At 55.0% G+C, this 23,046-nt stretch carries 37 protein-coding genes; 33 read left to right on the plus strand and 4 right to left on the minus strand.

All coding sequences use genetic code 11. From position 1 onward, the window contains the following. Nucleotides 1-1,089 (plus strand): M23 family metallopeptidase (locus tag IGS51_RS17625; RefSeq protein ID WP_297080118.1); only part of this gene is annotated, 1,089 nt, incomplete at its 5' end. A gap of 88 nt (nucleotides 1,090-1,177) precedes the next feature. On the opposite strand, the gene IGS51_RS17630 is transcribed toward IGS51_RS17625, so the two are convergent. Then, nucleotides 1,178-2,179 carry a folate-binding protein gene (locus tag IGS51_RS17630; RefSeq protein ID WP_297080119.1) on the minus strand — a complete coding sequence of 334 codons (1,002 nt, stop codon included), beginning with the start codon at nucleotides 2,177-2,179 and terminating at the stop codon, nucleotides 1,178-1,180. Nucleotides 2,180-2,380: 201 nt separating this feature from the next. On the opposite strand from IGS51_RS17630, the gene IGS51_RS17635 reads away from it, so the two are divergent. Then, nucleotides 2,381-2,971: a chromophore lyase CpcT/CpeT gene (locus tag IGS51_RS17635; protein ID WP_172358445.1), complete on the plus strand. Its 591-nt coding sequence runs from the start codon at nucleotides 2,381-2,383 to the stop codon at nucleotides 2,969-2,971. A 25-nt stretch (nucleotides 2,972-2,996) separates the two neighbouring features. Here IGS51_RS17635 and IGS51_RS17640 read toward each other — a convergent pair whose 3' ends face one another. The 3 genes from IGS51_RS17640 to IGS51_RS17650 are packed head-to-tail and all read right to left on the minus strand — an operon-like array spanning nucleotide 2,997 to nucleotide 4,316. Continuing rightward, nucleotides 2,997-3,584: a hypothetical protein gene (locus IGS51_RS17640; RefSeq protein ID WP_297080120.1), complete on the minus strand. Its 588-nt coding sequence runs from the start codon at nucleotides 3,582-3,584 to the stop codon at nucleotides 2,997-2,999. Beyond that, complete coding sequence (locus IGS51_RS17645) at nucleotides 3,511-3,840, minus strand: hypothetical protein (RefSeq protein WP_297080121.1); 330 nt, start codon at nucleotides 3,838-3,840, stop codon at nucleotides 3,511-3,513. Before IGS51_RS17645 ends, IGS51_RS17640 begins: the two co-directional genes overlap by 74 nt. Then, nucleotides 3,837-4,316 carry a GNAT family N-acetyltransferase gene (locus IGS51_RS17650; protein ID WP_297080122.1) on the minus strand — a complete coding sequence of 160 codons (480 nt, stop codon included), beginning with the start codon at nucleotides 4,314-4,316 and terminating at the stop codon, nucleotides 3,837-3,839. Before IGS51_RS17650 ends, IGS51_RS17645 begins: the two co-directional genes overlap by 4 nt. Before the next feature lie 520 nt (nucleotides 4,317-4,836). On the opposite strand from IGS51_RS17650, the gene rplC reads away from it, so the two are divergent. The 31 genes from rplC (at nucleotide 4,837) to prfA (ending at nucleotide 22,999) form a co-directional block, all read left to right on the plus strand. Next, complete coding sequence (rplC, locus tag IGS51_RS17655; RefSeq protein ID WP_297080123.1) at nucleotides 4,837-5,478, plus strand: 50S ribosomal protein L3; 642 nt, start codon at nucleotides 4,837-4,839, stop codon at nucleotides 5,476-5,478. Between the two features lie 79 nt (nucleotides 5,479-5,557). After that, the gene (rplD, locus tag IGS51_RS17660) at nucleotides 5,558-6,190 is read left to right on the plus strand and encodes a 50S ribosomal protein L4 (RefSeq protein ID WP_297080124.1); all 633 of its coding nucleotides are present in this window, start codon (nucleotides 5,558-5,560) and stop codon (nucleotides 6,188-6,190) included. Beyond that, a complete protein-coding gene (locus IGS51_RS17665; RefSeq protein ID WP_068510083.1) occupies nucleotides 6,183-6,485 on the plus strand; it encodes a 50S ribosomal protein L23 in 303 nt (100 codons plus the stop codon). Before rplD ends, IGS51_RS17665 begins: the two co-directional genes overlap by 8 nt. A 34-nt stretch (nucleotides 6,486-6,519) precedes the next feature. Then, nucleotides 6,520-7,383: a 50S ribosomal protein L2 gene (rplB, locus tag IGS51_RS17670; protein WP_297080125.1), complete on the plus strand. Its 864-nt coding sequence runs from the start codon at nucleotides 6,520-6,522 to the stop codon at nucleotides 7,381-7,383. Between the two features lie 76 nt (nucleotides 7,384-7,459). Next, a complete protein-coding gene (rpsS, locus tag IGS51_RS17675; protein ID WP_068510079.1) occupies nucleotides 7,460-7,738 on the plus strand; it encodes a 30S ribosomal protein S19 in 279 nt (92 codons plus the stop codon). 114 nt (nucleotides 7,739-7,852) lie between these two features. Next, complete coding sequence (rplV, locus tag IGS51_RS17680; protein ID WP_297080126.1) at nucleotides 7,853-8,212, plus strand: 50S ribosomal protein L22; 360 nt, start codon at nucleotides 7,853-7,855, stop codon at nucleotides 8,210-8,212. 88 nt (nucleotides 8,213-8,300) lie between these two features. Then, nucleotides 8,301-9,035, plus strand: a complete 735-nt coding sequence (rpsC, locus tag IGS51_RS17685; protein WP_297080127.1) for a 30S ribosomal protein S3 — start codon at nucleotides 8,301-8,303, stop codon at nucleotides 9,033-9,035. Between the two features lie 87 nt (nucleotides 9,036-9,122). Further along, the gene (gene rplP, locus IGS51_RS17690) at nucleotides 9,123-9,557 is read left to right on the plus strand and encodes a 50S ribosomal protein L16 (protein ID WP_068510074.1); all 435 of its coding nucleotides are present in this window, start codon (nucleotides 9,123-9,125) and stop codon (nucleotides 9,555-9,557) included. A 2-nt stretch (nucleotides 9,558-9,559) separates the two neighbouring features. Continuing rightward, complete coding sequence (rpmC, locus tag IGS51_RS17695; protein WP_297080128.1) at nucleotides 9,560-9,787, plus strand: 50S ribosomal protein L29; 228 nt, start codon at nucleotides 9,560-9,562, stop codon at nucleotides 9,785-9,787. Between the two features lie 6 nt (nucleotides 9,788-9,793). Next, a complete protein-coding gene (gene rpsQ / locus IGS51_RS17700) occupies nucleotides 9,794-10,045 on the plus strand; it encodes a 30S ribosomal protein S17 (protein WP_277772177.1) in 252 nt (83 codons plus the stop codon). 22 nt (nucleotides 10,046-10,067) lie between these two features. Continuing rightward, nucleotides 10,068-10,433 (plus strand): 50S ribosomal protein L14, encoded by a 366-nt coding sequence (rplN, locus tag IGS51_RS17705; RefSeq protein ID WP_068510068.1) that lies wholly within the window; start codon nucleotides 10,068-10,070, stop codon nucleotides 10,431-10,433. Beyond that, nucleotides 10,433-10,765, plus strand: coding sequence for a 50S ribosomal protein L24 (rplX, locus tag IGS51_RS17710; RefSeq protein WP_068510066.1), 333 nt, complete (start codon nucleotides 10,433-10,435; stop codon nucleotides 10,763-10,765). The genes rplN and rplX overlap by 1 nt, the downstream gene beginning before the upstream one ends. Nucleotides 10,766-10,829: 64 nt before the next feature. Continuing rightward, nucleotides 10,830-11,378, plus strand: coding sequence for a 50S ribosomal protein L5 (rplE, locus tag IGS51_RS17715; protein WP_068510065.1), 549 nt, complete (start codon nucleotides 10,830-10,832; stop codon nucleotides 11,376-11,378). A 23-nt stretch (nucleotides 11,379-11,401) separates the two neighbouring features. Continuing rightward, nucleotides 11,402-11,803 carry a 30S ribosomal protein S8 gene (gene rpsH / locus IGS51_RS17720; protein WP_068510063.1) on the plus strand — a complete coding sequence of 134 codons (402 nt, stop codon included), beginning with the start codon at nucleotides 11,402-11,404 and terminating at the stop codon, nucleotides 11,801-11,803. Between the two features lie 161 nt (nucleotides 11,804-11,964). Next, nucleotides 11,965-12,504, plus strand: a complete 540-nt coding sequence (rplF, locus tag IGS51_RS17725) for a 50S ribosomal protein L6 (RefSeq protein ID WP_297080129.1) — start codon at nucleotides 11,965-11,967, stop codon at nucleotides 12,502-12,504. Nucleotides 12,505-12,507: 3 nt separating this feature from the next. Continuing rightward, the gene (rplR, locus tag IGS51_RS17730) at nucleotides 12,508-12,870 is read left to right on the plus strand and encodes a 50S ribosomal protein L18 (RefSeq protein WP_172358433.1); all 363 of its coding nucleotides are present in this window, start codon (nucleotides 12,508-12,510) and stop codon (nucleotides 12,868-12,870) included. 50 nt (nucleotides 12,871-12,920) lie between these two features. Beyond that, entirely contained in the window at nucleotides 12,921-13,442 is a 522-nt protein-coding gene (gene rpsE, locus IGS51_RS17735; protein ID WP_172358432.1) for a 30S ribosomal protein S5, read from the plus strand. Between the two features lie 6 nt (nucleotides 13,443-13,448). After that, nucleotides 13,449-13,895 (plus strand): 50S ribosomal protein L15, encoded by a 447-nt coding sequence (gene rplO / locus IGS51_RS17740; protein WP_297080130.1) that lies wholly within the window; start codon nucleotides 13,449-13,451, stop codon nucleotides 13,893-13,895. An 89-nt stretch (nucleotides 13,896-13,984) separates the two neighbouring features. Next, entirely contained in the window at nucleotides 13,985-15,289 is a 1,305-nt protein-coding gene (gene secY / locus IGS51_RS17745; RefSeq protein ID WP_277772174.1) for a preprotein translocase subunit SecY, read from the plus strand. Beyond that, nucleotides 15,289-15,843, plus strand: coding sequence for an adenylate kinase (locus IGS51_RS17750; protein ID WP_297080131.1), 555 nt, complete (start codon nucleotides 15,289-15,291; stop codon nucleotides 15,841-15,843). The genes secY and IGS51_RS17750 overlap by 1 nt, the downstream gene beginning before the upstream one ends. A gap of 332 nt (nucleotides 15,844-16,175) precedes the next feature. After that, on the plus strand, nucleotides 16,176-16,403 hold the full coding sequence (infA, locus tag IGS51_RS17755) for a translation initiation factor IF-1 (protein WP_058881950.1): 228 nt from the start codon (nucleotides 16,176-16,178) through the stop codon (nucleotides 16,401-16,403). A 164-nt stretch (nucleotides 16,404-16,567) separates the two neighbouring features. Further along, on the plus strand, nucleotides 16,568-16,681 hold the full coding sequence (rpmJ, locus tag IGS51_RS17760; RefSeq protein ID WP_006618079.1) for a 50S ribosomal protein L36: 114 nt from the start codon (nucleotides 16,568-16,570) through the stop codon (nucleotides 16,679-16,681). Nucleotides 16,682-16,764: 83 nt separating this feature from the next. Then, a complete protein-coding gene (gene rpsM / locus IGS51_RS17765) occupies nucleotides 16,765-17,148 on the plus strand; it encodes a 30S ribosomal protein S13 (RefSeq protein ID WP_068510050.1) in 384 nt (127 codons plus the stop codon). Between the two features lie 376 nt (nucleotides 17,149-17,524). After that, entirely contained in the window at nucleotides 17,525-17,920 is a 396-nt protein-coding gene (gene rpsK / locus IGS51_RS17770) for a 30S ribosomal protein S11 (RefSeq protein WP_068510048.1), read from the plus strand. Between the two features lie 234 nt (nucleotides 17,921-18,154). Beyond that, nucleotides 18,155-19,102 (plus strand): DNA-directed RNA polymerase subunit alpha, encoded by a 948-nt coding sequence (locus tag IGS51_RS17775; protein WP_297080132.1) that lies wholly within the window; start codon nucleotides 18,155-18,157, stop codon nucleotides 19,100-19,102. A gap of 117 nt (nucleotides 19,103-19,219) precedes the next feature. Next, a complete protein-coding gene (gene rplQ, locus IGS51_RS17780; protein ID WP_277772171.1) occupies nucleotides 19,220-19,570 on the plus strand; it encodes a 50S ribosomal protein L17 in 351 nt (116 codons plus the stop codon). 18 nt (nucleotides 19,571-19,588) lie between these two features. After that, nucleotides 19,589-20,485: a tRNA pseudouridine(38-40) synthase TruA gene (gene truA, locus IGS51_RS17785; RefSeq protein ID WP_297080133.1), complete on the plus strand. Its 897-nt coding sequence runs from the start codon at nucleotides 19,589-19,591 to the stop codon at nucleotides 20,483-20,485. A gap of 103 nt (nucleotides 20,486-20,588) precedes the next feature. Then, a complete protein-coding gene (rplM, locus tag IGS51_RS17790; RefSeq protein ID WP_297080134.1) occupies nucleotides 20,589-21,041 on the plus strand; it encodes a 50S ribosomal protein L13 in 453 nt (150 codons plus the stop codon). 2 nt (nucleotides 21,042-21,043) lie between these two features. After that, nucleotides 21,044-21,457, plus strand: coding sequence for a 30S ribosomal protein S9 (gene rpsI, locus IGS51_RS17795; protein ID WP_068510037.1), 414 nt, complete (start codon nucleotides 21,044-21,046; stop codon nucleotides 21,455-21,457). 102 nt (nucleotides 21,458-21,559) lie between these two features. Next, a complete protein-coding gene (gene rpmE, locus IGS51_RS17800) occupies nucleotides 21,560-21,808 on the plus strand; it encodes a 50S ribosomal protein L31 (RefSeq protein ID WP_068510035.1) in 249 nt (82 codons plus the stop codon). A 99-nt stretch (nucleotides 21,809-21,907) separates the two neighbouring features. Then, nucleotides 21,908-22,999 carry a peptide chain release factor 1 gene (gene prfA / locus IGS51_RS17805; protein WP_172358423.1) on the plus strand — a complete coding sequence of 364 codons (1,092 nt, stop codon included), beginning with the start codon at nucleotides 21,908-21,910 and terminating at the stop codon, nucleotides 22,997-22,999. The last annotated feature ends 47 nt before the right edge of the window (nucleotides 23,000-23,046 follow it).

A 23,046-nucleotide genomic window follows, 5' to 3' on the forward strand; every position in this document is an offset into this window, starting at 1 on the left:
CGCGCCACTGGCACAAGCGATGCTAGCAGCGAATCGCCCGCTAGCGCCGAGGGCCGGCCTGCGGCGAACCAGCCCTCCCTCAACCCGCAGGATTACACCAACGTTTACATCGACGACACGCCGCAATACGACCTTGGTTCGACCCGCAGTGGACAAGCGCCCGTCGTTCTCTCAGAGCGGTCTACGGGCTGCCAGGTTGTGCTACAACCCGGCGCAGGCGTACCCAACAGCGTGTGCGCTCCTGGTGTGGGTGCAAGCGGGGTCACAACTGTCCAAATTGACCCAGAGACGGGCAAGCCGATTGCGGGCACAGAGGCGATCGCCCCTGGGAGTGTCCCTGGAACTGTGGCAGCCAGTGCCCCCACGGGCGGCGGTCGTGCCCTCAGCCTGTCGGTTGCCTCGCTGCAATCCTTCTACAACCGCACGATTCGCCCTCTGGCGCTGCGCGGCAATGGCAACACCAGCCTGATGTTCCCGTTGTCTATTCCTGCCGCCATTTCCTCAGCCTTTGGCTGGCGGGTGCATCCGGTCACGGGAGATGCACGCTTCCACTATGGCACCGACCTGGCCGCCCCGACGGGAACTCCGGTGCTGGCTGCCTTTTCGGGGCGCGTGGAAACGGCTGACTATTTGCGCGGCTACGGCCTGACGGTTGTGCTGAATCACAACAACGGTCGTGAGCAGACGCTCTACGCCCACATGTCGGAACTCTTCGTCCGGGCGGGGCAAACGGTCGAGCAGGGCGAAGTGATTGGCCGGGTTGGCAGCACGGGCCTATCCACCGGGCCGCACCTCCACTTCGAGTTCCGCGAGCTGACCCCGCAGGGCTGGGTGGCGCTGGATGCGGGCCTGGTGCTGCAAGCGGCGCTGAATAACTTGTTTAACGGCGTTCAGCTTGCTCTGGCGGCTCCGGCAACCAAGGTCGAAAAACCGGAGTCCGAATTTTCGGTAAAGGGACTCCAGGATTTTGGCAAGCTGGCGGAACGGGCCACGCCCCAGGTTGAGGCCGCAGCGGCATCCAATGCACCCGAGGATCAGGCAGCGTTGCCAACTGTTACGGTTCCCAAGCAAGCGCCGGGAGCAGAATAGCTCCTCTTAGGCAGCTAAGTGGTGCAGTTAAGTGTTACGAAAGGGGGCCTGTTGGCTAATACCCTCAAACCTTTCTATGTCCGCTGAACTATGGGTACTCGTGGCTGAGGAAAGGCAGCGGAACCAGTGTCCCCACTACATTGCCCGCTTGCACTGTCCCTAACCCTGCCTCGATTGCCTTCGTGCGGATGTAGGCCAGCCCTAGCGCCCCCGACTCGGTTTCTACCACGCTAGTCACATGCCCCACTTTATCTTCGCCGGAGGTTAGCACCGTCTCCTGCGGCGCGGCGGCACTGAATTGTACGCCCCATAATTGCTGCTTGACCCCGCGATAGGTGTGCAGGCGGGCGATGGTTTCCTGCCCGATATAGCAGCCTTTATTCAGCGAAATGGTGTGCCAGAGTCCTGCTTCTAGCGGGTTGTAGTCTTCCGTCAGTTCGTGGTCGGGCATCGGTCGTCCCTGCTCGATTCGCAGTCGCTCCCAGGCAGCCGCTTTTATCTGCGTCGCGCCTGCCGCCTGTAGCGCTGCTCGGAGAGACTCTGCTGCTGCGACTGGAGCCATAAGCGTGTAGCCTGGTAGCCCCAACCCGCTGCCTACCGCCACCCGCACCTCTGCCCCTGCGATGGGATAGAGGGCATGGCTACCGTAGGGCTGTCCCGCGCGATCGCCCGCTCCCAGCGCTTCAATCAGGCGATCGCTCTCTGGACCAATCAGCATCAGTGCGGTAGTCTCTGCGGTCACGTCCGCCAGCTTCACCTTGTCAGCAAAGAAAATAAACCGATCTAGCCAATCCATCAAAAACTCGCGGCGGGCAGGCGACACCAGCAGCAGCACGGAATCATCTTGCACGTAGGCTGTTGCCAGATCGATTGTCCGCCCCGTCGAGGTGACAAACACGGTATCGCAGCCCTCTCCCGGCTGGCGGGTCTGGAAGGTGTTCGTCGTCTGATTGTGCAAAAATCGCAGGCGATCGCCATCCGACACCACAATGCGCCCCCACTCCGAGGCATCGTATACTACGACACTGCTGCGGGCTGCCGTCACTTGGTCGCCAATTGAAACCTGAGTTGAATCAAGCCCCGCACTCATTCCAACCCCCATCCTGTCTAACGTTTACTCAATCCTCTATTTACTCAATACTCTAAGGCGGAATTTGGTCGGTCGGAATTCTGGAATTCTGCGGCTGCGCCGACCCCTTGCTCCCTGACCGCCAGAGCTACAGAACCAGTCCTAAATCCCTGCCCCTTGTTCCCTTACAATAAATTGCAATGCTTCAAAATGCGATCGCCCATGACTCATTCGACCGACCTCACCGCCCTGGCCCGCTGGATGGCTGCCGACTTTAGCAACCAAGAGCAAGCCTTCGAGAACCCGCCCTTTTTTGCCCATATCCGGGTCTGTATGCGGCCGCTGCCCGTGGAACTGCTGTCGGGCATTAGCCTGTTTGTGGAGCAAGCCTACGACTATGCGCTAAACGATCCCTATCGGCTGCGGGTGCTGAAGCTAGTGAACGCAGGCGACCATATCGAGATTGAAAACTACACCGTCAAGGACGAGACAGAGTTTTACGGTGCATCTCGCGACCTGACTCAGTTGAGCAAGCTGACGGGCGATCGCCTAGAAAAACTACCAGGCTGCAACATGATTGTGGAATGGACAGGGCACAGCTTTCGCGGCAAGGTGGAACCTGGCAAAGGCTGCATGGTGACTCGTCGTGGCAAGGAAACCTATCTAGACAGCGAGTTTGAAATCGACGACCAAATCTTTATCAGCCTCGACCGGGGCCGCGATCCCGAAACAGACGAGCATATCTGGGGTTCCGTCGCGGGGCCGTTTCACTTTGTGCGCTGGGCTAGCTTCGCGGATGAGATCCGCGCCTAGATCGCTATTCCAATCGCTATTCCAATCACGCTTCCAATCGTGCTTTCGGCGGCCGCGATTGCGCCAAAGCTGCAACTTGCGCTGACAAGGCTGGCAGGTGAGCCGCTTGAACCCTGGTGTGAAACTTGGGATGGGAGGCGATCGCCGCTACGATAGCTTCTAGATCGGCGTTGCCTGCCCGCGCTCCCAGCCCATTCACCGAACATTCCACCTGGCGCACGCCGACCGTCAGGGCCGCCAGGGAGTTTTCGTCCGCCAGCCCCAGGTCATTGTGACAGTGAACCGCCAGCGTTGCCTGGTCAATGTTCGGAACGCGATCGCCCACAGATTTGACCAGCGCGACAAACTCAGATGTCCTTGCCACTCCCATACTGTCGGGAATCGTGATGATGCTGGCTCCGCTGCAAATGGCCGTTTCCACCGCGCGACACACCACGTCGAGAGGGCAGCGCGTCGCGTCAAACGCAGACCATTCCACCTCTTCGCAATAGCGTCTGGCTAGAGACACCCCCTGCCGAATAGCGGCGATCGCCTCTGACTCAGCCCCCGCCGACGGGACGCGAATCGGCGTGAATACATTGATCGGGTTCCAGTGCTGCCGCCACCGCCTCAATTTCTTCCGGCTGACTGCTGGCAAGTCCGCAAATCGTTGCCTGCTTGACCTGGGCTGCCACCTCCAGCAGGTCGTCCCTATCTTTGCGAAACGCGCCCGGATAGCCCACTTCGATCACGTCTACACCCGCTGCCTCCAGCATCAGCGCCAATTGCAGCTTTTGAGCAAGGGTAAATTTTTGCGTCAGCGCCAGTTCACCGTCGCGCAGCGTTGTGTCAAAGATGGTAACTTGAATCGTTTCATCTGGTTGCCTCATCGCTCTACGCTCCCTTCCGCCAAATATTCCACCAAATATCGGGTAAACGCCACGCCGTCAAAATCCACCGCTTCAGTGTCGTATAGACGGAAGCCGAATTTCTGAAACAGCCCCAGGCTAAACTCGCTGGCTTCTGCATAGAGCCGCGTGACAGGTTTCGCGGCTGCGTCGTCCAAAAGCGCTTGCAGCAGCATAGACCCGATACCCTGATGGAGGCGATCGCCCCGCACATAGGTCGAGCGAATGTGGCCATTCGTCTCGATACCTGCAAATCCCACAATTCCGGTTTCATCAGTCGCCACATAGGTCGTCGCGTCTAATATAAAGTGGCGAAAGAGGTCCAGATTTTCGGCAAAGGATGCCCAAGTCTGCGTTTGAACCAGGCTGTAATGCTGCGGCCCGTGCTGCAAGACGGTGTGCTGATACAGCGCCGCCAGTTCAGCCAGATCTGATTCTTCAGCGAGTCGAATATTCATAGTCCCTATCCCGCCGCTTCCACTCCCTGAACTTTGCCCATCTCTTTGTTGCCCATCTCATTTCTTCAAGGGTCGCGAAACCTGTAAAAGATTTTTTCACGATGCTGATTTTATGCGTTATCCTAGACAAGGCACAAATCTCTAACACAGCTTGCAGATTGTCTTTGAAAGTTCTGTCTGCAACTTGCTAGACAGCTTGTGTTGATTGGTTTATAATTTGAAATTGTCGCCAAAATCGGGCTGTGCGTGTTTGCGAGTGCCTTCCCGGCAGGAATAGTGCCCGGAAGCCCTTATGGATACTGGGTGGTTTATCTGCTCAAGTCCCGGCGACTCAGGCAGAAGCCATTTATTTGAGCTAGTGAGTCTGTCTGCAAGATTGTAGAACATCTGTGAATCTGTGTGCCTTTGGGCTGACAGCAGATTGATTGTGTTCGACAAAAACAGCTTGGTGTCTTATGAAGTTTGCAAGGCAAGTTTTGTCTGGCACCCTTGCAGCGTGTAAATAGGGAGACGATTAACCGTGTCTGTTGGAATTCTTGGCACCAAACTGGGGATGACCCAGATTTTTGATGAGGCAGGGAAGGCTATTCCTGTAACCGTCGTCCAGGCTGGCCCCTGCACAGTCACGCAAATTAAAACAGCAGAGGTGGATGGCTACAGTGCTGTCCAGGTTGGCTTTGGCGAGGTTACCGAAAAGGCGTTGAACAAGCCTGAACTCGGACACCTCAAAAAAGCTGAAGCGTCTCCCCTCCGCCACTTAAAGGAATATCGGCTCGACAGCCCTGCTGATTATCAGTTAGGGCAGCAATTGACGGCGGATATCTTTACGCCAGGGCAACAGGTGGACGTAATTGGAACGAGCATCGGACGCGGCTTTGCGGGCTACCAAAAGCGCCACAACTTCAAGCGGGGGCCGATGGCTCACGGTTCCAAGAACCACCGTCTTCCCGGTTCTACGGGCGCGGGCACTACGCCGGGTCGGGTTTATCCTGGCAAGCGCATGGCAGGTCGTCTGGGTGGCACGAGAACCACGATCAAGAAGCTGACAATTGTGCGGGTGGATGGCGATCGCAACTTGCTCCTGATCAAGGGGGCAATCCCTGGAAAGCCCGGTGCCTTGGTCAATATTGTTCCTGCCAAGCAGGTCGGAAAAGCAAACTAAGAATTTGCTGAGCGTTTAGATTTTGCGATTTTGGTGATTGGAGCAGTGAGCCAGCACCCCGACGAGGAGAAACAGACCCATGGTTGAGTGTGTAGTTAAAAATTGGCAGGGTGAAAGCGCTGGCACCGCCTCGCTAGATCTGCGCGTCGCTAACGAAGACAATGCGCCCCATATCGTTCATCGGGCCTTGGTGCGCCAGTTGAACAATGCTCGACAGGGCACTGCCTCTACCAAGACTCGTTCTGAGGTTAGAGGTGGTGGACGCAAGCCTTGGCGGCAAAAGGGCACAGGTCGCGCCCGTGCGGGTTCGATTCGCTCTCCCCTATGGCGTGGCGGCGGCGTTATCTTTGGCCCCAAGCCCAGAGACTACTCCGTTAAGATGAACCGCAAGGAGCGGCGCTTGGCGCTCAGAACCGCGCTGCAAAGCCGTGCTGAAGACCTGATTGTGGTTCAAGATTTCGCAAATGAGTTGCCCCGTCCCAAAACCAAGGAACTGGCGCAGGCGTTGACTCGCTGGGGCGTAGGGGAAAACGAAACGACTCTCCTAATTGTTTCTGAGCGAGACGAGATGGTTTATCTGTCGGCTCGAAACATCAGCTCCATCAAGCTAATTTCTGCTGGCAATCTCAACATCTTTGATCTGCTGGCGGCTGACAAGATCGTGGCAACTGCGTCTGCCCTAGAAAAAGTGCAGGAGGTATACGGTGACTAAGTTTGATTCGCGCAACCTGGCAGATCTGATTCGCCGTCCCCTAGTGACTGAAAAGGCAACTCAGCTTCTTGAGGAAAACAAGTACGTCTTTGAAGTGGTTCCCAGCGCAACAAAGCCGCAGATCAAGGCCGCTATTGAATCTTTGTTTGAAGTGAAGGTGGTTGGTGTGAACACCAGCAAGCCCCCGAAGAAGCATCGTCGAGTCGGTCGATTTGCTGGACACAAGCCCCAATACAAGCGGGCAGTTGTGACCCTGGCAACAGGTGATTCCATCGTCCTGTTCCCCGAAGTGTAACGTCTGAAAGCCATCCCCTTGAGAGATTGAAGCCATGGGCATTCGTACATACCGACCTTATACACCTGGCACGCGAGAGCGCTCCGTTGCTGACTTTGCTGAGATCACTCGTAGTGAACCAGAAAAGTCCCTGACTCGCTCGGTGCATCGTCCCAAGGGACGCAACAATCGGGGCGTAATCACCTGTCGCCACCGGGGTGGCGGGCACAAGCGACTATATCGGGTAATTGACTTCCGCCGCGACAAGCGAAACATTCCCGCCAAAGTGGCAGCAATCGAGTACGATCCCAACCGCAACGCCCGGATTGCGCTTCTTTATTATCAGGATGGCGAGAAGCGCTACATCCTTTGTCCTGCTGGCTTGACGGTCGGTACAACTGTGATCGCGGGTGAGGACTCTCCTTTTGAGGTCGGAAACGCTTTACCACTGGGCAGTATGCCGCTGGGTACGACGGTTCACAATGTGGAATTAGTCCCTGGCAAGGGTGGACAGATTGTTCGCGCAGCAGGCGCTTCGGCGCAAATTGTAGCGAAAGAGGGTGACTTTGTGACACTCCGCCTGCCGTCCACAGAGGTGCGGATGATTCGCCGCGAGTGCTACGCCACGATTGGTGCAGTGGGTAATGCCGAGTCTCGCAACATTAGCCTGGGCAAGGCAGGGCGCAAGCGTTGGCTGGGCCGTCGTCCGGAAGTTCGCGGCAGCGTCATGAACCCAGTCGATCACCCCCACGGCGGCGGTGAAGGACGTGCGCCGATCGGTCGTTCTGGCCCTGTGACTCCCTGGGGCAAGCCAGCCTTAGGCATGAAGACTCGGAAGAAGAAAAAGGCAAGTAATGCGTTGATTGTTCGTCGCCGCCGCCGCACGTCCAAGCGCGGTCGTGGAGGTCGCGAGTCTTAAGGTTCCGAGTCTTTTTACAGGGTTTATGGTTCGTTGACTATCACACGTTTGGTCAATTGGTAGAGGTAAGTCGGTTATGTCTCGCTCACTCAAAAAAGGTCCTTTTGTGGCCGATCATCTTCTAAAAAAGGTTGAAGCGTTGAATGTGAAGGGCGATAAGCAGGTAATCAAAACCTGGTCTCGTGCCTCAACGATTCTGCCTCAGATGATTGGACATACGATTGCCGTTCATAACGGTCGTCAGCATGTTCCGGTTTATGTAACGGAGCAAATGGTGGGACACAAGTTGGGTGAGTTTGCGCCGACTCGTACCTTCCGGGGACATGCCAAGAGCGACAAGAAGTCTCGTCGTTAGGTTGAGTCAGGTTTATTTCAGGACGTTCGCAGTAGTTCACAGATACTTGGATTTAGTGCTTGCTGTTGCTCAAACTCTAAAAGCTTGCTGCAAGACACTTGAGAGGAAATCATCATGGCAGTTACGACCGCAGACGAAGTAAAAGCTGTTGCCCGTTATATCCGCATGTCGCCCCATAAGGTGCGTCGGGTTCTGGATCAGATCCGGGGGCGTTCTTACCGAGAGGCACTGATTATCCTGGAATTTATGCCCTACCGCGCCTGCGATCCGGTGCTTAAGGTGCTGCGGTCTGCCGTTGCCAATGCTGAGCATAACGAGGGCTATGCCCCTGCTGAACTGGTGGTGACGACTGCCTATGCTGATCAGGGCCCCGTGCTGAAGCGGTTTCGCCCCCGCGCTCAGGGTCGGGCCTATCAAATTCGCAAGCCGACTTGTCACATCACGATTGCGGTTGCGCCGGGTGCTGAAGACTGAGTTACGACCCTGTTTGAGCGTGTTGAATGGCGATCGCCCCTTGTTTTATACCCTTCACTCAAATTCTTGCCTTTTCTGAGGACGCATTGTGGGACAGAAGATTCATCCAGTTGGTTTCCGCCTCGGCATCACCCAGGAGCATCGCTCTCTCTGGTTTGCTGACTCCAGCCGCTATCCCAAGCTGCTGCAAGAGGACTACAAAATCCGCAAGTATGTTGCCAAAGAGTTGAGCAGTGCAGGTATCTCTCAGGTTCGCATTGAGCGCAAGGCCGACCAGATCGACCTCCAAGTTTTGACGGCCCGCCCTGGCGTGGTTGTGGGTCGTGGCGGCGCGGGGATCGAAAAGCTGCGCGAGGGTCTTCAAAAAGAGTTGGGAGACACCAGCCGCCAGATTCGGATCAACGTGGTTGAGGTCGCTCGTGTGGATGCTGATGCTGCGCTGATTGCTGAATACGTGCAGCAGCAGCTCGAAAAGCGGGTTTCGTTCCGTCGGGTTGTGCGTCAGGCGATTACCCGCGCTCAGAAATCAGGGGTGCAGGGCATCAAAATCCAGGTGAGTGGTCGCCTAAACGGCGCAGAAATTGCCCGTACGGAATACACTCGCGAAGGCAAGGTGCCGCTCCACACGCTGCGGGCAGATATTGACTATGCCTACACCACTGCCCAGACGATCTACGGCATTTTGGGGATTAAGGTGTGGGTGTTCAAAGGTGAGATTATTCCTGGGCAGGAACGAGTGACGCAAGAAGCCGCTCCTAATGTGCCGCCCCGTCGCCGTCAGCAGCGCCGCCGCCAGTTTGAGGATCGTTCTAACGAAGGATAGGGAAGGCGGGCTGAAGGGCGAAAGCTGAATCAGACCAGTGCTTCCATCCCCACCCTGACCCTAGCTTCAATTTCAAGGTAGTGAGCCATGTTAAGTCCAAGACGAACTAAATTCCGCAAGCAGCAGCGCGGCCGCATGAAAGGGCGGGCAACTCGCGGCAACAATATTGATTTTGGTGATTTTGGGCTTCAGGCAATGGAGCCGTCCTGGATTACCTCCCGTCAGATTGAGGCTAGCCGTCGAGCCATGACTCGATACATCCGTCGGGGTGGCAAGATCTGGATTCGTATTTTCCCGGATAAGCCGGTTACCATGCGTCCGGCGGAAACCCGGATGGGTTCGGGTAAGGGCAACCCTGAGTTTTGGGTGGCAGTGGTAAAGCCGGGTCGAATCTTGTTTGAGATTGCTGGAGTGCCGGAAGAGACTGCCCGTGAGGCGATGCGACTGGCGCAGTACAAGCTTCCAATCAAGACCAAGTTCATTGTTAAGGAACAACAAGAGCAAGCAGTGGAGGAGTCGTAGAGATGGCTCTGCCTAAGATTTCAGAGATTCGTGATCTCAGCGATCAAGAACTCAGTGAGCAAATTGTAGCCGCCAAGAAGCAGTTATTTGACTTGCGCTTCCAAAAGGCGACGCGGCAACTGGATAAGACGCATCAGTTTGGACATGTCCGCCATCGGCTAGCGCAACTGATGACCGTAGAGCGGGAGCGGCAATTGGCAACTGCACAAGCGGATGCAGAGAAGGAGTAAGGGGCAATGGCAGTCAAAGAGCGAGTTGGAGTCGTGGTGAGCGACAAGATGGAAAAGACGGTCGTCGTCGCGGTGGAGAACCGTGCCCCTCACCCGAAGTATCGCAAAATTATGGTGCGAACGAAGCGCTATAAGGTTCACGACGAAGAAAACAAGTGCAAAACGGGCGATCGCGTTCGGATTCAAGAAACTCGTCCGCTCAGCCGCACAAAGCGTTGGACCGTCGTGGACATCCTAAATCAGACTTCAGAGAGCTAGTCCACCCCGGAGGAGAGACACCATGATTCAACAGGAAACTTATCTCAACGTGGCGGACAACAGCGGTGCTCGCAAGCTGATGTGCATTCGAGTGTTGGGTGGCAACCGTCGCTATGCCGGTGTGGGAGATGTGATCATCGCTGTGGTTAAGGATGCCATTCCGAATATGGCGGTCAAGAAGTCTGATGTGGTACGGGCAGTGGTTGTGCGAACCAAGAAGGGTCTGCGGCGAGACAGCGGCATGAGCATCCGGTTTGACGACAATGCCGCCGTGATCATCAACAACGATGGCAACCCCAGAGGAACTCGCGTGTTTGGCCCGGTTGCGCGGGAGTTGCGCGATAAGAACTTTACTAAGATTGTCTCGCTGGCTCCGGAGGTGCTGTGATGGGCAAGCTGCGCTACAAAATGCATGTGAAGAAGGGCGACACCGTCCAGGTTATTTCAGGAAGCGATAAGGGCAAAGTCGGCGAGATCTTGCGTGTCTATCCTGAAACCAGCAAGGTGGTGGTCAAAGGCGTTAACGTGCGGACGAAGCATGTTAAGCCTCAGCAAGAAGGGGAGTCTGGTCAGATTCAGACCTTTGAGGCTCCGATTCATAGCTCCAATGTCCTTCCTTACTCCACCAAGCAGAAGGTTGCGAGCCGAATTTCTTATACCTTCAATGCGGATGGCCGAAAAGTCAGAATGCTGAAGAAGACCGGTGAGATCATCGACTAGCGTTTCAGATTCACGTTTCATGTTTCATTCCTGACCAAGCCCAGGAATATATCAGGAGAGTGTTATGGCAAGTCCCAGGTTAAAAACCTACTATCAGGAGACCGTAGTTCCGAAGCTGGTTGAGCAGTTTAACTACGAAAACGTTCATCAGGTTCCCAAGGTGGTCAAGGTGACCGTGAACCGGGGGATGGGCGAAGCGGCTCAGAATGCAAAAGCGCTGGAGGCTTCCCTGGCAGAGATTGCGGTGATCACTGGACAAAAGCCAGTGGTGACGAGGGCTAAGAAGGCGATCGCCGGTTTCAAGATTCGTAAAGGAATGCCAGTGGGCATCATGGTCACCCTGCGCTCGGAGCGCATGTATGCCTTTCTGGATCGCCTTATAAACCTGGTGCTGCCTCGGATTCGAGATTTTCGCGGCATCAGCCCCAAGAGCTTTGATGGTCGTGGTAACTATACTCTGGGGCTTCGTGAACAACTCATTTTCCCCGAAATTGAGTACGACAACATTGATCAAATTCGGGGCATGGACATTTCGATCATCACCACGGCAACCACAGATGAAGAGGGACGCGCCCTGTTAAAGGAACTGGGAATGCCCTTTCGCGATAACTGAGGCAGGCTGACAAAGAGGAAATTATGGCGTCTAACGACACAATTGCAGACATGCTGACCCGCATTCGCAACGCGAATCTCGCCCGGCATCAAACGACCGAAGTCCCGTCTACCAAGATGACGCGCAACATTGCTCGTGTACTCTTGGAAGAAGGATTCATCAGCGAGTTTTCTGAGACAGGCGAAGGAGCGCAGAAGCGACTGGTAATTGCTCTGAAATATAAGGGCAAAGGCCGCCGTCCAATTATCAATGCGCTACAGCGGGTCAGCAAACCTGGACTGCGAGTTTACTCAAACTGCCGCGATCTGCCTCGCGTGTTGGGTGGCATTGGAATTGCCATTGTTTCAACCTCTAGCGGCATCATGACGGATCGGGATGCCCGTCGTCAGGGTGTGGGAGGGGAAGTTCTCTGCTACGTCTGGTAAGGATTTTTCTCGATCTAGCTTTGTCTGAGCGGATGGCTGCTTGGGTCAAAGCTAAATCTAGCCTCTCATTTTATTTGTGTTTGCTTTGTGTTTGCCTGGTGGCGCTTGTGTCGTAAGCGCATCGCTTGAAAGCCAGCAAGATCGTCCAGGAGTGACTTGTCATGTCTCGCATTGGAAAACGTCCTATTAGTGTCCCTCAGAAGGTGACCGTTACCCTTGACGGTCAAACCCTGGTTGTCAAAGGCCCCAAGGGAGAACTCTCGCGCACGCTTCCGCCAGAGGTTGAGGTTCTGCAGGAGGGCGATACGTTGACGGTGAATCGTCGCAACGAGTCCCGCGCTGCCCGTCAGCGCCACGGCTTGTGCCGAACGCTGGTTGCCAATATGGTGGAGGGCGTGTCTCAGGGATTTCAGCGCAAGCTTGAAATCCAGGGGGTGGGTTATCGGGCTCAGATTCAGGGGCGAAGCTTGAACCTGATTGTAGGCTATAGCCATCCAGTTTTGATCGAGCCACCTGACGGAGTTCAATTTGCCGTTGAGAACAACACCAACATTCTAGTCAGCGGAATTGATAAGGAAATTGTCGGTAATATTGCGGCTCAGGTTCGCGCAGTTCGTCCGCCAGAACCCTACAAGGGCAAGGGCATTCGCTATGCTGGCGAGGTTGTCAGACGTAAGGCCGGTAAGGCAGGGAAGAAATAACCTATGAAACTGACTCGTAAGGAAGCGACTCAGCGTCGTCACGTCCGCATCCGCCAGACAGTTTCTGGCACTTCTGAACGTCCTCGTCTGGCTATATTTCGCTCTAATCAGCATATCTATGCCCAGGTCATTGATGACACGCAGCATCGAACGCTTGCTGCTGCATCGACTCTGGAGCCTGCGCTGCGCGAAAAGCTCACTTCAGGTGCGAACTGCGATGCGTCTGTAGAAGTCGGTAAGCTGATTGCAGCGCGATCGCTCGAAAAGGGGATTACGCAAGTCGTGTTTGACCGGGGCGGCAAGCTGTATCACGGCCGCGTCAAGGCTTTGGCAGATGCCGCTCGTGAAGGTGGTCTAAGCTTCTAGCCTTTCAGATTCATCTCTAGGACAAGCACACTATCCAGGACAAGCAAGCTATGGCGAAGAAAACCAAGACAAGTCGCGTCAAAGAAAAAGAAACTGAATGGCAGGAGCGTGTCGTTCAAATCCGCCGCGTTACCAAAGTGGTTAAGGGGGGTAAGAAGCTTAGCTTCCGGGCGATCGTGATCGTTGGCAACGAACGGGGCCAGGTTGGGGTCGGCGTTGGCAAGGCCGCTGACGTAATTGGTGCAGTGAAGAAAGGCGTTGCCGACGGCAAGAAGCACTTGGTCGAGGTTCCCCTGACTAAGTCTGACTCCATTCCTCACCCAACCAATGGCGCAGGCGGCGGCGCGAAGGTGATGATTCGTCCCGCCGCTCCGGGAACTGGTGTAATTGCAGGTGGTTCCGTGCGTACCGTGCTGGAACTGGCGGGTGTGAAGAACGTTCTGGCGAAGCAGTTGGGTTCGGGTAACCCGCTCAATAACGCCAGGGCCGCTGCAAATGCACTTTCTGCCCTCCGCACCTTCTCTGAGGTAGCAGAAGAACGCGATGTTCCCATTGAAAAACTCTATTCCTGACGAACTATGAGACTTTCAGACACATTTCCAAAACCGGGTTCTCAGAAGCGTCGTCGCCGGGTTGGCCGGGGCATTTCCGCCGGGCAGGGTGCAAGCGGCGGCTTCGGAATGCGGGGACAAAAGTCGCGCTCTGGACGCAGCACCCGGCCGGGCTTTGAGGGTGGGCAGTTGCCTCTCTATCGCCGGATTCCGAAGCTGAAGCATTTCCCGCTGATCAACCGGATTTCCTACACCATCGTGAACGTAGGAGACTTGGCTGAACTGCCCAAGGGCACAGAGGTCAGCCTCGACTCGCTGATGGAATTGGGAATTGTGACGCAAAACGATGGCCCGTTGAAGATTTTGGGCGACGGTGAACTGAGTGTTGCGCTTCAAGTGACGGCTGCGGCCTTTACTGAATCGGCAAAGCGCAAGATTGAGAGCGCAGGCGGAAGCTTCAACCTGCTAGATTAAGATATGGAGCGACTTTGCGGCAAGGCAGAGCGGTGAGTGGTTGGCTCTCCTGCTCTGCTTAGTTTTATAGAGGGAGAGGTACTGAGACTATGGTGCGCGATAAGACACCCACGGCGCAGGAAACTTTCTTGCAGATGGCCCAAGCAGCCGGACTGCGAGGACGACTTTTGCTGACTTTGGGAATGTTGATTCTGGTACGGCTGGGTGTCTTTATCCCGATCCCTGGCATTAATCGACAGGCCTTTCAGGCGGCCACAGAGACCGGCGCTTTATCGGCCATCATTGGCTTTTTAGATGTGTTTACGGGTCGAGGACTCTCGACGCTGGGTATTTTTGCACTGGGTATTTTGCCTTATATTAATGCGTCTATTATTCTGCAACTGCTGACGGCTGCGCTCCCCAGTCTTGAGAAGCTGCAAAAGGAAGAGGGAGAAGCGGGCCGCCGCAAGATTGCTCAAATTACGCGCTACGTTGCACTGGGTTGGGGCATTATTCAAAGCCTGGGTCTAGCGATTTTTGTGAACCAGTTTGCTGAGTCGCCTGGGCCGCTGTTCATTGCACAAATGGTGCTGGCTCTGACGGCTGGCTCGATGTTTGTGATGTGGGTAGGTGAGCTGATCACGGAGCGGGGTGTGGGCAATGGTGCGTCGCTGCTAATTTTCGTCAGCATTGTCTCAACTTTGCCGCGATCGCTCGGACAAACCATCGACCTTGCCCAGAGTGGCGATCGCAGCGTGGTTAGCGGCGTGATCATTCTGCTCCTGGTGTTCCTGGCAATGATCGTCGGCATCGTTTTTGTTCAAGAGGGAACCCGGCGTATTCCCATCATCTCTGCCCGTCGCCAGGTTGGGCGCAAACTCTACCTTGAAAAGAGCAGCTATCTGCCGCTGCGCCTCAATCAGGGCGGCGTGATGCCGATTATTTTTGCTACGGCGGTTCTGTCTCTCCCGATCTACCTCTCGCAGTTTTTTGGGGATAACGAGATGGTGACGCGGGTGCTGTCTTACCTACGGCCAGGCACTTGGGTCTACGTGCTGGTGCTGCTGCTGCTGATCTTGTTCTTCAGCTACTTCTATGCATCGCTGGTGGTTAATCCAGTGGACATGTCCCAGAATCTTAAGAAGATGGGTGCAAGCGTGCCGGGGATTCGTCCTGGTAAGGCAACGAGTGATTATATTGAACGGGTGCTGAACCGACTGACCTTTTTGGGTGCGATTTTTCTGGGATTGGTTGCGATTGTTCCGGCTGCCGTTGAAGGCGCGACCCGCGTGACGACCTTTCAGGGCTTGGGTGCTACGTCACTGCTAATTCTGGTGGGTGTCGCAATTGACACGGCAAAGCAGATTCAGACCTATGTAATTTCGCAGCGCTATGAAGGGATGGTGAAGCAATAGTGGCACGACTGATATTTTTAGGACCCCCTGGAGCCGGCAAAGGAACTCAGGCGGCCGAACTAGCGGCTAGCGCTTCGATTCCTCATGTTTCTACAGGAGATATTTTGCGGGCTGCTGTGGCAGGCGGAACCGAGCTTGGGCAAAAGGCTCAGTCCTACATGGATCGCGGGGAGTTGGTGCCGGATGCTTTGATTCTGGACTTGGTGCGCGATCGCCTCAGCCAGCCAGATGCCCAAGAAGGCTGGATTTTGGACGGCTTTCCTCGTAATGTTGAGCAGGCCAAGTTTCTTGATGAACTATTGGCAGAAATTGAACAGTCCTGCGATTGTGTCGTCAATTTGGAAGTGCCCGATGAGGTTTTGGTGGCCCGCCTCTTGGGCCGAGGGCGGACAGACGATAACGAGGAAGTGATTCGTACTCGTCTGGCGGTATACCGCAATCAAACTGCGCCGCTGATTGACTTTTATCGCGATCGCCAGCAGCTTGTTTCAATCGATGGCAATCAATCCATTGAGCATGTGGGGGCGGCGCTACGCCAGTTGATTAGCAGCTAGGCAGCTTAGCTTGGCTTGAAAAAACACGTTTGGACAGACCGTTCCAAGCTCATTGGTCGTGCCGCGGATACCGACACACGCAGGTTCTTGGAGTATTTGTTAATCTAATAGATGGCGCATTTTTTAGGTGTTTAGGGTACTCAACGGTTCCCTGGGGTATGGAAGCGGTTTGCTTCAAGGCCCTTTGTGATGGATATGTCTGGAATACCCGTTTGGAACATCAGAGAGGCAGGATCGCTCTAGGCTGCAAATTAGCACGCTCAAAGCGCTATGGGGTCTGGATCACTGGTCTGAGTCACTGGCTTGAATCGCTTGTAGTTTAGGAGGATGCATTGTCTAAACAGGATCTGATTGAAATGGAAGGAACGGTAACGGATTCGTTGCCCAACGCCATGTTTCGCGTGGACTTAGACAACGGATTTAACGTCTTGGCACATATTTCGGGCAAGATTCGCCGAAATTACATCAAAATTTTGCCGGGCGATCGCGTCAAGGTCGAGCTAACACCCTACGACCTGACCAAAGGGCGAATTACCTATCGCCTCCGAAATAAGAAGTAGGAGAGGCACTGCATTCAAGTGTGAATAGCTTTTGATGGCGTTTAGCGCGATCGCCTGCCCACAGGCGAGGTATTTAATCTAAGACTTTTCCTTGACATTTTATCTAAAAAGTTGATAACATATTGGGTTTGTAGTCAGTAGTCAAATTTGGGACATTTCGGGGCATGAAAGTCCGAGCATCCGTCAAGAAAATCTGTGAGAAGTGTCGCGTCATCCGTCGCCGCGGCCGAGTTATGGTGATTTGTTCTAACCCCAAGCATAAGCAACGGCAGGGTTAGTACGTTGAGTGGTTGAATCGACCTATCTTAGGTCAATTTGAAGTTGAGTTCATTGCTGAGCGGCAGAAGTAGGAGTACAAAGCGTGGCACGAATTGCCGGAGTGGATCTTCCTCGCGATAAGCGTGTTGAGATCGGTTTGACCTATATCTATGGCATCGGGCTAACCCGATCCAAAGCAATCCTCGCGAAGACGGGTGTGAACCCCGATACCCGCGTTAAGGATCTGAGCGACGCAGATGTTGCAGCCCTGCGCGAAACGGTGGAGTCTGACTATGAGGTCGAGGGTGATCTCAGACGTTTGGAATCCCTGAACATTAAGCGCCTGATGGACATCGGCACCTATCGCGGTCGGCGGCACCGGATGGGTCTGCCCGTTCGCGGACAGCGGACTCGCACGAATGCTCGAACCCGTCGCGGCGGTCGGCGCACGGTGGCTGGCAAGAAGAAGGCTCCTGGCAAGAAGTAGACAATAGGCTGAGGGTGGTGCTGGCGGACTTGTGTGAACCAGTGCATGGCTGGCTTTGTCAGGGCGCTTTTTCCAGAAGTGAACTAGCGTGTTGATTTTGTTCCCTCTTTGGTGTGGTTGTATCTGATTGCTCGACCTACTTGCCTCAGCGATCGAGATAGTTGTGGGCGGGAAGGCTTTTGGTCCCAGCTCTGCTTTTAGTCCCATCTCTAAGGCTGCTTGAGGGCGATCGCCCTTCTACGTTCCTCTCAGGTGTTGCCAGTCCAATCTTCCACGCCTATCCACCCCATCTCTCTGAATCTATTTCCCTGTCCTAGCAGTTTGACTACCCTTGGTTTGACAAAGTAAACCCTATTCCTAGACTTAGCGAAGAGAAATGGCTCGACAACCCACGAAACGAACTGGCCCCAAGAAGCAAAAGAAGAACATCCCCAGCGGTGTTGCCCATATCCAGTCCACATTCAACAACACGATCGTGACGATCACGGACGCAAATGGAGAGGCGATTTCTTGGGCCTCTGCTGGCTCCAGCGGCTTCAAAGGGGCCAAGAAAGGAACCCCTTTTGCGGCTCAGACTGCTGCTGAAAATGCGGCTCGTCGCGCCATGGATCAGGGAATGCGTCAGATTGAGGTGATGGTCAGTGGCCCTGGGTCAGGACGGGAGACTGCCATTCGGGCGCTCCAGGGCGCTGGACTGGAAATCACACTAATCCGCGACGTAACGCCTATCCCACACAACGGCTGTCGTCCTCCCAAGCGGCGGCGAGTCTAGTCTTTCCTGCTTTGTTGGAGCAAGGACTGCCGGAAGCTCAGCAAGCAGGGAGTCGAGCGGATTCAGTTGAGGGATAAAGCGCTGGTTTTTGTTTCGACGGTTGATATCTTTGCTAGGCTGACCAGTTAGGTTTTGTTTCTCCAGAGCAAGGGGATAGAGCGCTGGCAGACGAGAACATTGAAAACATAAGAAGGTTGCCTGCCTTCTGTGGCTAAGGAGAAGAGAGGTTGGTCTATGGCACATTTCAAGGTTGAGTGCATAGAGTCCGAAACGGGGAAAAACCAGAGTCTATACAGCAAGTTTGTTCTTGAGCCTTTGGAGCGGGGTCAGGGTACGACGGTCGGAAATGCACTCCGACGTGTGCTGCTGTCGAACCTAGAGGGGGCTGCGGTTACGGCAGTCCGCATTGCAGGGGTGACGCATGAGTTTATGACCGTGCCGGGTGTGAAAGAGGATGCCCTCGACATCCTGCTGAACATGAAGGAAGTCGTGCTGAAGAGTTACTCTTCTCAGCCCCAGATTGGACGGCTTCGGGTGGAGGGCCCGCTGGAAGTCACCTCTGCTTACTTCGATCTTCCATCTGATGTCGAAGTGGTGGATGAGACTCAGCACATCGCGACGGTTTCCGCAGGTTCTGTGCTGGAGATGGAGTTCAAGATCGAGAAGGGCATCGGCTATCGAGCTATTGATCGGAGCCGGGATGACTCTTCGGCGGTTGATTATTTGCAGATCGACTCAATTTTCATGCCTGTGCGTAAGGTGAATTACACCGTTGAGGATGCACGGGTTGGCGGGTCTCTAGAAAAAGATCGCCTGATCATGGAAGTGTGGACGAATGGTAGCATCACTCCTCAAGATGCCCTGAGTCAGGCTGCCAGTATTCTGGTGGATCTGTTTACCCCGCTGAAGGACATCACGATTGATGACATTGGGCCCATCTTCTCGGATGATGAAGATCCCCACAACCAGATCTTGATTGAGGAACTGAATCTTTCGGTTCGCGCCTACAACTGTCTGAAACGGGCCCAGATCAATACGGTGGCGGATTTATTGGAGTACTCCCAAGAAGATTTGTTAGAAATCAAAAACTTTGGTGCGAAGTCTGCCGAAGAGGTGATCGAGGCGCTTCAAACTCGCATGGGGATTACCCTGCCCCATGAAAAGCCTGCCAAGACTGGTTAAGGTCGTTGGGGTTCTGACTTGCTATGCCGTATCGGGGCTGGGCAAGGGGTAAGGACTTTGGGTAGGAACTTTACCGTACTGCTTTCGTTTTGCTGTTTAGTTTAATTTCTAAGTGATATGCGTCACCGTCGTCGTGTTCCACAACTGGGTAAGCCCGCAGATCAGCGGCGCGCTCTCCTCAGAGCGCTGACCACCGAACTCATTCGTCACGGTCGCATCACAACGACCAAGGTGCGGGCCAAGGCAGTCCGTTCCGAAGCAGAGCGAATGATTACGCTTGCAAAGGACGGCTCTCTGGCTGCTCGACGTGAGGCTCTGGGCTACCTTTATGACAAGCAGCTTGTTCACGCCCTGTTTGAGGGTGCGAAGGAGCGCTATGGCGATCGCAATGGGGGCTATACTCGCATTCAGCGAACCGTAAGCCGCCGGGGCGATAACGCTGAAATGGCGATTATCGAACTGACCTGAGGATGTAGGCATCTGGCTATGGCGATCGCGCTGCCAACGCTAAAGGAGTCTGCTAGTTCAGGGGAAGCCTGCTCGGTAGATTCGCAACGGGTTGCCCTGGTCATTCAATACCTGGGCACTCGGTTTCACGGCTGGCAGCGGCAGGCGCAGCATCGCACCGTCCAGGAAGAAATTGAGCGGGCGATCGCCGCTGTGCTGGGGCATTCTGTGACGCTGCATGGCGCAGGGCGAACCGATTCTGGCGTTCACGCAGCCGCTCAGGTGGCTCATTTTGATGCGGCGACCCTAATTCCGCCCTACCGCTGGCGCGATATTCTCAATAGCCGCCTGCCAGAAGACGTGCTAATTCGAGCTTCGGCCCCGGTGGATCGTTCCTGGCACGCTCGGTTTTCAGCGATTTGGCGACGCTATCGCTATACGCTCTACACTGACGCTTGCCCCAATTTGTTTGTCCGCCCCTTTAGCTGGCACTATTATCATGCGCCGCTGGATGTTGAAGCCATGCAGGCAGCGCTGACCCCATTGCTGGGGCGACAGCACTTGGCAGCATTTCACCGGGCTGGCTCGAAGCGGGCCCATTCCTGGGTCGATGTGCAGGCGGTAGAGTGTGTCCGACGCGGGCCCTTTGTGCAGCTAGAGATCCAGGCAAGCGGGTTCCTCTACGGCATGGTGCGTCTGCTGGTGGGAATGCTGGTTGATGTGGGACGGGGAGAGCGATCGCCCACCGAGTTTACCCGCCTCTGGCAAGAGCAGCGCCGGGACGAGGTTAAGTATGCCGCTCCGCCGCAGGGACTCTGCTTGCTGCGCGTAGGCTATCCTGAGTCGCCCTTTGAGCCGAGCCTCTGGTATGACACGCAGCCCCAGTTCCTCTTGCCGCTGACCGAGCCAGCGATCGCCGTTGCCTCGTCTAGCTAGTGCGTCGTCAAGCCCTTTTCCTCTTTTGCCTAAGCCTCCTAACTCTTAGCCTCCTACGAGCCTTTCCTAACCCTTTGACCCTCCTGGAACCTGATAGAACATCATGAACAAGACCTATCTTCCTCCCACAACCGAAATTGAGCGTAAGTGGTACGTCGTCGATGCGACCGATCAGCGCCTCGGACGGCTGGCCAGCGAAGTCGCCAATGTGCTGCGCGGCAAGAACAAGCCGACCTTTACGCCACATCTGGACACGGGTGATTTCGTAATCATCGTGAATGCTGAGAAAGTAGACGTGACGGGCAAAAAGCGCACCCAAAAGCTCTACCGTCGTCATTCTGGGCGGCCCGGCGGCATGAAGGTGGAGAACTTTACCAAGCTCCAGTCTCGCCTGCCAGAGCGGATTGTAGAGCAGGCCGTGAAGGGGATGCTGCCGAAGAACTCCTTGGGTCGCCAGTTGTTTACCAAGCTCAAAGTCTACGCGGGCCCGACCCATCCTCATGCGGCTCAGCAGCCCGAAGTTTTGACGATTAAAACGATTCCTGGAGAGAAGTAAGAATGCAAGCTACTGAGAAGTCTGGTCGTGTTGTGTACTGGGGGACGGGTCGTCGCAAGTCGGCGATCGCCCGTGTTCGGCTGGTGCCTGGTACGGGCAAGCTGATCGTGAATGGCCGCCCCGGAGAAGAGTATCTCCAGTTCAACCCATCCTATCTGGCGATCGCCAAAGCGCCGCTGGAAACCCTGGGACTGGAAAATGAATACGACGTGTTGGTGAATGCAACAGGTGGCGGGCTGACCGGCCAGGCAGACTCAATCCGCCTGGGTGTAGCGCGGGCGCTCTGCGAACTAGACCCTGAGAACCGCAAGCCGCTGAAAATTGAAGGCTACTTGACCCGCGATCCCCGTGCTAAGGAGCGGAAGAAGTACGGTCTGCACAAGGCCCGCAAGGCTCCCCAATACTCGAAGCGCTAGACTGGCTGTAGGGGCGACGTAGGCTGCACCTCGCCCGATCGCCTGCATTGACTGTTTGACAATCCTTGACAACCCTTGAAAAGCAACAGACTTGAGACTGTTATGCCAAAGCCTGACATCCATCCCACTTGGTATCCCGAAGCCAAGGTTTACTGCAACGGTGAACTGGTCATGACTGTTGGTTCTACTAAGCCCGAACTGCACGTCGATGTGTGGTCTGGCAACCATCCCTTCTATACGGGCACTCAGAAGATTATCGACACTGAGGGTCGCGTGGAGCGCTTCTTGCGGAAGTATGGGATGACCGACTCGCGCACGGGCGATGGCGCAGCGGCGGATAAGAAGAAGTAGCGATAGGAAAGTTGGCGATCGCCTCCATTTTCTGAGTTTTGACCCTCACGGGTGGCGAACCCTTCGCCTCACCTATCGTTCTTTCCCACTCCCACCGCTATGGCAGAAGCCTATCTTCTCGACAAGCTGAATTCTGTAGAGCAAACCTTTCACGAACTGACGCGGCGGCTGGCTGATCCCGATATTGCAACCGATCCCACGGAGTTCCAGAAGCTTGCTAAAACTCGGTCGTCACTAGAAGAAACGGTGACGACCTTTGACGCATGGAAAAAAGCCCAAAGCGACCTAGAAGGGGCGCGACAGATTCTGAAAGACGCGGGTGGCGATGCAGAACTGCGGGAAATGGCGGCCCTGGAAGTAGACGAGCTAGAAGAAAAAATCGCGCACCTGGAAAATCGGCTAAAGGTGCTGCTGCTGCCGCGAGATCCCAACGATGATAAGAACATCATGCTGGAGATTCGGGCCGGTGCAGGTGGAGACGAGGCCAGTATTTGGGCCGGAGATCTGCTGCGGATGTATTCCCGATACGCCGAAAGCCAAAACTGGCGGGTCAAGATGGTCAGTGAGTCGCTGGCGGATATGGGCGGCTTTAAAGAAGCCATTTTGGAAATTCAGGGCGACCAGGTATACAGCAAGCTCAAGTTCGAGGCTGGCGTTCATCGAGTGCAGCGAGTCCCCGTGACGGAAGCAGGCGGGCGGGTTCACACCTCGACGGCGACGGTCGCTATCATGCCGGAAGTCGATGATGTGGAAGTGGAGATCGACCCAAAGGATATCGAGCTAAAAACAGCGCGATCGGGTGGCGCAGGCGGGCAGAACGTGAACAAGGTGGAAACCGCTGTTGACCTGATCCATAAACCAACAGGCATTCGCGTATTTTGCACCGAAGAGCGATCGCAGCTTCAAAACCGCGAACGCGCCATGCAAATCTTGCGAGCCAAGCTCTACGAAATCAAGCTGCGAGAACAGCAAGAAGCCGTCACCTCAATGCGCCGCTCTCAGGTTGGTACGGGTGAACGCTCCGAAAAAATTCGGACTTACAACTACAAGGACAATCGTGTCACCGACCATCGCCTAAACCAAAACTTTAGTCTCAACGCTGTTCTGGAGGGCGATCTGGAAGATTTGATCCAGTCTTGCATTTCCAAAGACCAGCAAGAGCGATTGGAGGAAATGGCTGCGTCTTCTTGATGCAAGCCCGATCGATGTATATCAAACCCGCATCAAGCCTTCGTGAA

The organism is Thermoleptolyngbya sp. M55_K2018_002, assembly GCF_015295965.1.
In the GTDB taxonomy this organism is placed as follows: Bacteria; Cyanobacteriota; Cyanobacteriia; order Elainellales; family Elainellaceae; genus Thermoleptolyngbya; species Thermoleptolyngbya sichuanensis.